The organism is Candidatus Hydrogenedentota bacterium (assembly GCA_018005585.1).
GTDB lineage: Bacteria > Hydrogenedentota > Hydrogenedentia > Hydrogenedentales > JAGMZX01 > JAGMZX01.
On sequence record JAGMZX010000203.1, the window covers coordinates 1 to 8,083 of the forward strand.

Consider the following 8,083-nt stretch of genomic DNA (forward strand, 5'->3'; position numbering starts at 1 on the left):
TCGCCCTCGCCCTCGCCCTCACCTTCGCCCTCACCCTCCCCCTCGCCCTCGCCCTCGCCCTCGCCCTCGCCCTCGCCCTCGCCTTCGCCTTCGCCTTCGCCCGGCATCGCACCCGGTGCAAAACCGTCCTCCGTCCCCTCTAATTCGTAATACCCGGGGGAGTTGTAGAACTGGATGCATCGCAACAATTCGTACAGTTCAAGGTGCCAATTGGCGGGCGCATAGTCGCTGTCGTGATATTCGCAATCCAGAGGTCCTGAGCCGGGCGAGTATCCGTCCTCTGTGCCTGGCGAACAGCAGAAACGGGGGGCATTGTAAAACTGTACGACGCGCAGCAGCTCCGTCAGGCTTATGCGCCAGTCGCGGTCCGTATCGGCGCTGTGATAGGCCTGCGCGCGAACACCGCTCAGCATGAGGATCAGGACAACCCAAATCCCTCTTGCGTACCATTGAGCCGTTGCGACCAACATGGATACACCTCGCTTGCTCACCGGGGCCGCTTCCAAGCATTCTAGTCTAATATGGGAGCTTTAGCAAGGGCGCCCGTACGGGCTGATGGCATCTTCTATGCCATCGCCTTGTTATAGGTTTTCAGCGTCTCCCGTGCGGCCCGGTCCCAGGAAAAAAGTGCGGCCCGGGCGCGGCCCTTCTCTCGCAGGGCGTCGCGTGTTGTCTCGTCTTCCGCAATCCTGCGCAGGGCGTCCGCGATGGCCTCCTCATCGTACGGGTCCACGGTCAATGCGCCGTCTCCCACGATCTCGGGGATGCTTGAGGTATCGGAGGTCACCACGGGTGCGCCGCAGGCCATTGCCTCGAGCGGAGGCCAGCCAAATCCCTCGAAAAGACTGGGCCATGCGAACGCGACGGCGTCGCTCAGTAACGCCGGCAGGTGTTCCTCGGCGACAAAACCGGGGAAATGGATGCGCTGCCGGTGCGGCGATGTTTCCGCCGCGGCGCGGACAGGTCCCACTTTCCATCCCTCGCGGCCCGCTATCACCAGGTCGCATGCCGTATCCCGCACGACGGACGACCACGCCGCAATCAGCCGCGGGATGTTCTTGCGCGGTTCCAGCGTGCCCACGTAGAGGAAGTACCGTTCTGGGAGGCCGTAGTGATTCCGGACGGCGTCGCGCGCGGCCCGTGGCGCCGGCTGGAACTCGGGCGACAGGCCATTGTGCACGACGTCGACGCGGTCCTCGGGCAACCCCAGCCACGACAACAGCGAGTCAGCCGTAAACCGCGACACGGCGATCACGCGCCGGGCGCTGCGTGCGGAACGGGGCACCGCGGCGCGGTAGTACCACGCCCGGTTCTGGGCAAACCATTCGGGATGCTCCAGGAAGCTGAGGTCGTGCACCGTGAGGACGCTGCCGGCGGCCGAGGTCAACTCGCCCACATTCGCCGTGTAATGGACCAGTTCGGCTGCGTACCGCCGCGCAATGCCGGGCATGCCTACGTGCATGCTGTAGGCTTTCGACCACGGTCTGCGCCCCGCGGGATGCAAGCGCAGGATTCGGGGGTCCACATCGGCGAGTTTTCGAGATAGATCCTGGTTTCCCGGCAGCACGGCGTGGAGTTCAAGCCCGGCATCGAGCGCCGCCAGCGCGGGAATCAGTTCCTCGACGTAACGTCCCGTACCACTGCGGTTACCCGCCTGCCATGCATCGATGACTACGCGCATCCCGCCGCGACCCTCCGGTATACCGCCAGCGTTCGCCGGGCCGTCTCCTTCCAGGAGAACCGCGCGGCCTGGGCATGGCCCGCCGCGACCATGCGCTCGCGCAACGCGGTGTCTTGCAGCACCTCCGCGATGGCCGTGGCCATCGCTTCCGGAGATTCCGGGTCCGCGTAGCGCGCGGCGTCTCCGCCGGCTTCCGGCAACGCTGCGCGCGGTGTCGTGACGACCGGGCACCCGCACGCCATCGCCTCGAGCACGGGCAGGCCGAAACCTTCGTGGAACGACGGCAGCACGAAAACATCCGCCGCAGCGTAAAACGCGGCCAGCGCCGCGTGGGAAGGCACGTAGCCCAGCCGAGTTATGCGGTCCCCGATGCCCAGCCGTTCCGCAATCGCGGGCACCGGCTCCCGCTGCCAGCCCTCGCGCCCGACCAGCACCAGCCGGTGCGGGATTTTCCCCCTGATGCGGGCGAATGCTTCCAGCAGACCCGTTACGTTCTTTCGGGGCTCGATGACCCCGACAAACAGAATATATGGGTCGCGGAGCCGGTATTCCTCGCGCACGCGCCGAGCCGCTTCCTCGCGCGGCGGCGCGGCGAAGCCCTCGTGCACCGCGCCGTAGGTCACCGTCACCTTCGTCTCGGGAACTCCCAAGAGCTCGACAATGTCCTGCTTGCTTGCCTCCGAACAGGTGAGTATTGCGTCAGCCGCGCGCGCGAAGCGCGGCACGCTCCGCGCAAAGGGACCCACGATTTTCGGACTGCACCATTGGGGCGCACGCAAGAACGTCAGGTCGTAGATTGTCAAGACGCGGCGGGCGCACTGCGTCGGGGGCAGGAAGTAGTTCGTGGCATGAAACACATCGGCGCCGCCCAGCAGTCGATCCACCCGCGGCCGCCCCGTTAACTCCCAAAGCCGGTAAAGCGCGCGCGTGGGAAGAGGCGCGCGCTTGACGGTGCATTTGCCGGACCGCGCAACAGCGCCGGGGGGGCGCAAACCGGTCGCAAGACCGGCAATCTGGTCGTCCTCAAGCAAGGGAACGAGCGCTTGCAGCAAGTAGGCGACGAAATGCCCTACGCCGCTGCGTTGTCCCGACAGCGGCGTCAGATCCATGCCTATGCGCATGTCGTTCCCCTTCAACGCCGTTTACTGAACGCGCCCGCGCGCCCAAGCGCTAACGGAATTATTACACGGACGGGAATCCGGATGCGAATGGCACGAGGCAACGCCTTGCGCATGGCACTGCCTCGCCCTGTCGCCGAACCGGGCATAAGTGTTTTGAATCAAGCCACTTAGCGATTCTCCATCATTGGCATTCAGCGGTGGGGAAGCCTTGACAAGCCCGACGGCTTATGCTAGACTTCGCCTGTTAGCACTCGGCATTAATGAGTGCTAAGAGCAGCGAGGTTACCATGGCGCGGGTACCGGAACCTCTGTCGGAGCGCGAAGAGCAAATCTTGCATGCCGCCGTGCAGACGTACATTGCCACGGCGGAGCCCGTAGGTTCGCGCACGATAGTCAAGCGCTTCGGCATGGATATCAGCCCGGCAACGGTCCGCAACGTGATGGCGGACCTCGAAGAGCGGGGCTATTTGCAGCAGATCCATACCAGTTCCGGCCGGGTGCCCACGGATGCCGGTTATCGCTACTACGTCGACCATTTGATGGAAGTGCAGACCCTGACGCAAGCCGAACGCGAGCATATCGAGCAGGACTTGTCGCGGCGGCTGGATGACGCCGACGCGGTGCTGCGGCAGACCAGCCACTTGCTGGCGCTGGTGTCGCATCAGACGGGCATGGCTGAGGCGCCGAACGAGCATGACGCGCGGGTCCGCCGTCTCGAGCTGCTTCCGGTATCCGCCACGCATATGGCGCTGCTCATCGTAGACAATTTCTCGCGGGTGCATACGCTGACCGTGGATATGAACGAGAGGCTGAGCAACACGGAAGCGCAAGGCCTGGTGCGGTTTCTGAATGAACAGTTGAAGGACACGCCGATTGGCCTGCTGGCGGGCACCCTGCAACAACGTATGCGGGATTACCTGGAGGAACAGCGGCGCCTGGCCGAGCGGGCGCTGCGTCTGCTTCATTTGCTTCCCGTGGAAACGCACCGGCAATTGTTTCTCGAAGGCGCGACGCAAATCTTCGAGCAGCCGGAGTTCCGTGACGTCACGCGCGCGAAGGAACTCCTCGGCTTCTTCGAGGAGCGCCACCGCCTCGCGGACCTGCTGCGCGCAAGCATCAACGATGAGAACGGACCGCGTACGCGCGTGCTCATCGGCGCCGAAGCGCGCGACCAGGGCATGGACGAACTCAGCGTAGTCGCATCGCCCTATCGCGTAGGCGACAAGACGGTGGGCGTGGTAGGCGTGCTGGGTCCCCGGCGCATGCCCTACTCGCGGTTTACCGCACTGGTGGACTACACGGCGGACATGGTGGGCAGACTGCTCACCCGGCTCAGCCGTTGACAGGTGGTGGCGCGGGCGCTTCGCCCCGGGTGCGGGCGTGGCATTATGCAACGCCCGGGCGGCGGGGGCGTATCGCTCGTGCAAACGCATGGGCAAGATGCCCATGCCGGGAAAGCGTGGAGGTGTTTGCCCGCTCATGGCGGACATGGCAGCAGCACAATAGAACGACAGGGCGATGAAAAAAACAGAGAAAACAGAACTTGAAAAGAGACTGGAGGCGGAAATAGCCGCGGCCGCGGCCGGGGCGCAGCAGGAACCCGCGCCGCCCGCTTCTCCGGAAAGCGAGAATGGAGCGCCTGCGCCCGCGCCCTCTCTTGAAGAACAGGTTGCGGCTCTTTCCGCCGAACGGGACGGCCTGAAGGACCAATTCCTGCGCGCTCTCGCGGACCTGGACAACTTTCGCAAGCGCGCGGCGCGCGATATGGAACGCGTGCGCAAGACCGCGGCGGAGGACCTGACCCGGGACCTGCTGCCGGTGCTTGATAATCTTGAGCGCGCACTCGCGCACGCGGGCGACACGACGGACGGCTTCGCTCAGGGCGTGCAGATGGTGCATAAGCAACTCTGGGAGGCGCTGGCGGCGCGCGGCCTCGAACGGATTCCCGCACTCGGGGAAACGTTCGACCCGAACGTGCATGAAGCGCTCGCGCTGCAGCCGTCGGAGGAATATCCTGAAAACACCGTGATGGCGGAGTGGCAGCGCGGCTATCGCATGGGCGGTCTCGTGCTGCGCCCCTCGCGCGTCGTAGTCAGCAGCGGTCCGCCGCAGGACAGCGCCGGCGCGCCCGGCGGAGCGATGCAACAGGAAAGCGAAACCTAACGTCCTTGGGGACGATAATGAGACGAAGGAGGTTCGGAGCGTCATGGGTAAGGTCATCGGCATCGATTTGGGCACCACGAACTCGTGCGTAGCCGTCATGGAAGGCGGCGAGCCGGTTGTCATCGCGAATACGGAAGGCGCGCGCACGACGCCGTCCATGGTGGCATTTACACGCGACGGCGAGCGGCTCGTCGGCGCCGCGGCGAAGCGTCAGGCTGTGACCAATCCGCAAAACACGGTCTATTCCATCAAGCGATTCATGGGCCGCCGCCATTCGGAGGTGGCCGAAGAAGAGAAGACGGTGCCCTACAAGGTCACCGCGACTTCTTCCGGCGACTGCCAGGTCGAGGTCATGGGCAAGACCTGCCGGCCGCCTGAAATCTCCGCCATGATTCTGCAGAAGATGCGTGAGACCGCGGAATCGTACCTCGGCGCGAAGGTCGAAAAGGCGGTGGTCACCGTGCCCGCGTATTTCAACGACGCACAGCGGCAGGCCACGAAAGACGCGGGCCGCATTGCGGGCCTTGAAGTGCTGCGCATCATCAATGAACCCACGGCCGCCGCGCTTGCCTACGGCCTCGACCGCAAGAAGGACGAGAAGGTCGCCGTGTACGACCTGGGCGGCGGCACGTTCGACATCTCGATCCTTGCTATCGGCGACGACAGCTTCGAGGTGCTCTCGACGAACGGCGACACGCACCTGGGCGGCGACAATTTCGACCAGCGCATTATCGACTGGCTCGCGGATGAGTTCATGCGCGATGCGGGCATTGACTTGCGCAAGGACCCGATGGCGCTGCAGCGGTTGAAGGAAGCCGCGGAAAAAGCGAAGTGCGAGCTATCGTCCACGCTTTCCACCGATGTCAACCTGCCGTTCATCACGGCGGATGCCTCCGGACCGAAACACCTGAACTACACGCTGACGCGCGCGAAACTCGAACAATTGTGCGACGATCTGCTCCAACGCACGAAAAACCCGTGCTATCGCGCCATAGAAGATGCGAACGTGCGGCCTTCGGACATCGACGAGGTCATTCTCGTCGGCGGCATGACCCGCATGCCCGCGGTCGGTAGCATCGTCAAGGAAATCTTCGGCAAAGAGCCGCATCGCGGCGTGAATCCCGACGAAGTGGTGGCCGTCGGCGCGGCCATCCAGGCAGGGGTGCTGGCCGGCGAGGTCAAGGATCTGCTCCTGCTCGACGTCACGCCGCTGTCGCTCGGTATCGAGACGCTCGGCGGCGTCTGCACGCGCCTGATCGAGCGCAACACGACCATTCCCGTAACGAAGCGGCAGGTCTTCTCGACCGCGTCCGACAGTCAGACCGCCGTGACCATCCACGTGCTGCAGGGCGAACGGGAAATGGCGTCGGATAACCGCACCCTCGGCAGGTTCAACTTGGAAGGCATTCCGCCGGCGCCGCGCGGCATCCCGCAGATCGAGGTATCTTTCGATATCGATGCCGACGGCATCCTGCATGTCTCGGCGAAGGACCTCGGCACGGGCCGGGAGCAGAAGATACGCATCGAATCGTCGAGCGGGCTCAACGAGAGCGAGATTCAGCGCATGGTGAAGGATGCGGAGCAGCATCAGGAGGACGACAAGCGCAAGAGGCGGGCCGTCGAAGTGCGCAACAACGCCGACGCGCTGTTGTACGCCTCGGAAAAGAGCTTGCGCGAGCACGGCGACAAGGTGAGCGAGGAGGACAGGTCACGCGTGAGCGCCGCCATCGAGAAGCTGCGCAGCGCCAAAGACGGAAGCGACATCGACGCTATCGAAGCCGCGATGAACGGCCTGACAGAGGCGTCGCACAAGCTTGCCGAGGCCATCTACGCCGAGGCCGCGGCGCGGCAACAGGCCGCGGGCGCAGGCGCGGCCGGGCAAGCGTCATCCGGCCCCGAGTTCGTGGAACCGGGCGGCGGCGCGCAGAAGAGCGCCGGGAAGCAAGATACCGTTGACGCGGACTTCACCGTTGTGGACGATGACGGCAAGGGCAAGAAGGGCTGACGCCGGGAACAGGCGCACGACCCTGAGGCAGCACGGGCGGAAACCGGTGACGATGACCAGACTGGCGCAGTAGAGTATGCCGCAACGCGATCCATACGAAGTACTGAGTGTCGCGCGCGAGGCCTCGCAGGACGAAATTCGCAGGGCCTATCTCAAACTCGCGCACAAATACCACCCGGACAAGACGGGCGGCGACAAGCAGGCCGAAGAAAAGCTCAAGGAAATCAACGCGGCCTACGACATCTTGAAAAACCCCGAGAAGCGCGCCAAATTCGACCGGTTTGGGTCGGTTGACGGCCAGACCTTCCCGGGCGGATTCGAAGGGTTCGGCGGGCTCAGCGGTTTTGAGTCGCCCATCGACGACTTTTTCGACATGATCTTCGGCAAGGGCGGCCGGCGCGGGGGGCGCGCGCGCCCGCAGCAGGGCAATGACCTCGAACTGCGGCTCACGGCAACGCTGCGGGAAGCCGCCGCGGGCGTGAAGAAGACGCTGCGGTTCTCGCGCATGGAGAACTGCGATGAATGCCGCGGCACCGGCGCGGCAGCCGGATCGCGCCCTGAGCCGTGTTCTCAATGCCAGGGCGCGGGCCAGGTCCGCGTCGCCCACGGGTTCTTCAGCGTGTCGCGCACGTGTCCGCGTTGCGGCGGCGCGGGCAGCATCATCGGCAGGCCGTGCCGGCGCTGCAACGGGCAGGCGCGCGTCAAGGTCAGCCGCGAGATTAACGTCGATGTGCCGGCCGGAGTCGATACAGGTTCGCGGCTGCGCATCCAGGGGGAGGGCGAGCCGGGCCTGTACGGCGGGCCGCGCGGCGACCTGTTCATCCACATGGAGGTCGCACCTGACCCCGTTTTCAGGCGGGAAGGCACTACCATCTTCTGTGAGGCGCCCATCACGATCACTCAGGCGGCGCTTGGCGATACGATCCGCGTGCCGACGCTGCAGGGCGAAGCGGATCTGCGCATTCCCGCGGGCACGCAATCCGGGACCGACCTGCGCCTGCGCGGCTATGGCCTGCCCGACCTGCGCGGCTACCAGCAAGGCGACCAAATCGTGCGCGTCGTGGTCGAGACTCCCGTCAAACTCAGCCGGCGCCAGCGCGAACTGCTCGAAGA

Annotated in this window: 7 protein-coding genes; 4 read left to right on the forward strand and 3 right to left on the reverse strand. The window is 64.9% G+C overall.

The window, feature by feature from the left end:
• The 3 genes from KA184_21900 to KA184_21910 all read right to left on the reverse strand — a co-directional run.
• The coding region (locus tag KA184_21900) for a hypothetical protein (protein ID MBP8132242.1) at positions 1-491 on the reverse strand (491 nt) is incomplete at its 3' end.
• Between the two features lie 74 nt (positions 492-565).
• Positions 566-1,681: a glycosyltransferase family 4 protein gene (locus KA184_21905; protein MBP8132243.1), complete on the reverse strand. Its 1,116-nt coding sequence runs from the start codon at positions 1,679-1,681 to the stop codon at positions 566-568.
• Entirely contained in the window at positions 1,672-2,802 is a 1,131-nt protein-coding gene (locus KA184_21910) for a glycosyltransferase family 4 protein (protein MBP8132244.1), read from the reverse strand. Before KA184_21910 ends, KA184_21905 begins: the two co-directional genes overlap by 10 nt.
• Positions 2,803-3,089: 287 nt before the next feature.
• Here KA184_21910 and hrcA point away from each other — a divergent pair, with 287 nt between their 5' ends.
• From hrcA to dnaJ, 4 genes are all read left to right on the forward strand, one after another.
• The gene (hrcA, locus tag KA184_21915; protein MBP8132245.1) at positions 3,090-4,145 is read left to right on the forward strand and encodes a heat-inducible transcription repressor HrcA; all 1,056 of its coding nucleotides are present in this window, start codon (positions 3,090-3,092) and stop codon (positions 4,143-4,145) included.
• A gap of 175 nt (positions 4,146-4,320) precedes the next feature.
• Complete coding sequence (grpE, locus tag KA184_21920) at positions 4,321-4,965, forward strand: nucleotide exchange factor GrpE (protein MBP8132246.1); 645 nt, start codon at positions 4,321-4,323, stop codon at positions 4,963-4,965.
• Between the two features lie 43 nt (positions 4,966-5,008).
• Positions 5,009-6,970 carry a molecular chaperone DnaK gene (dnaK, locus tag KA184_21925; protein MBP8132247.1) on the forward strand — a complete coding sequence of 654 codons (1,962 nt, stop codon included), beginning with the start codon at positions 5,009-5,011 and terminating at the stop codon, positions 6,968-6,970.
• A 76-nt stretch (positions 6,971-7,046) separates the two neighbouring features.
• The coding region (gene dnaJ / locus KA184_21930) for a molecular chaperone DnaJ (protein MBP8132248.1) at positions 7,047-8,083 on the forward strand (1,037 nt) is incomplete at its 3' end.

Bases quoted from the DNA above. Each gene is read 5' to 3' on its own strand.
- KA184_21905 (MBP8132243.1), bottom strand. From the start codon at position 1,681: ATGCGCGTAGTCATCGATGCATGGCAGGCGGGTAACCGCAGTGGTACG.
- KA184_21910 (MBP8132244.1), bottom strand. From the start codon at position 2,802: ATGCGCATAGGCATGGATCTGACGCCGCTGTCGGGACAACGCAGCGGC.
- hrcA (MBP8132245.1), top strand. From the start codon at position 3,090: ATGGCGCGGGTACCGGAACCTCTGTCGGAGCGCGAAGAGCAAATCTTG.
- grpE (MBP8132246.1), top strand. From the start codon at position 4,321: ATGAAAAAAACAGAGAAAACAGAACTTGAAAAGAGACTGGAGGCGGAA.
- dnaK (MBP8132247.1), top strand. From the start codon at position 5,009: ATGGGTAAGGTCATCGGCATCGATTTGGGCACCACGAACTCGTGCGTA.